This window comes from Bradyrhizobium sp. Crot121, from assembly GCF_059512385.1.
This window is the reverse complement of the sequence record NZ_JCAMOR010000372.1, coordinates 1-454: the sequence shown is the minus strand read 5'-3', so window position 1 is coordinate 454 and position 454 is coordinate 1. Positions and strand designations below refer to the sequence as shown.

Sequence of the window (454 nt, the reverse complement as noted above, 5' to 3'; positions counted from 1 at the left end):
GAGCGTGAACCCTGAACGCTTCCTGGCTGACGAAACGGGTAACGTGCGCTGGTGGACCATCCCCGTTATCGATGTGAACTATAAGCACAGCATCGACGTGCAACAGCTATGGGCTGAAGTCGCCACGCTCTTCAGGAACGGCGAACGCTGGTGGCTGGAGCGCGACGAAGAAGCGGCACTGGAAGCTGTCAACCGCGAACACGAATCCATCGACCCACTGGAAGAACTGCTGTTGCAGAAGTTCGACTGGTCGCGAGTTGGGTTCGGCGAGGAAATGACGGCCACGGATGTACTAATTGCAGTCGGGTTTGATCGGCCGTCGAAGTCGCAGGCAACGGACGGCAGCCGCCTGCTGCAGAAGCTGACGGGCGCCAAGCCGCGCAAGTCGGGCAGCCGTCGACTGTTCAAGATGCCGCCGCGTTCTGATGCGATGCGCAGGCGCAATGATGACGAC

General features: G+C 60.1%; 1 protein-coding gene. It reads left to right on the top strand.

Going from position 1 to position 454, the window contains the following annotated elements; translation table 11 throughout:
* Window positions 1-454, top strand: a 454-nt coding sequence (locus AC5ZGW_RS47035) for a VapE domain-containing protein (RefSeq protein ID WP_496114259.1), incomplete at both ends; no start/stop codon positions are given.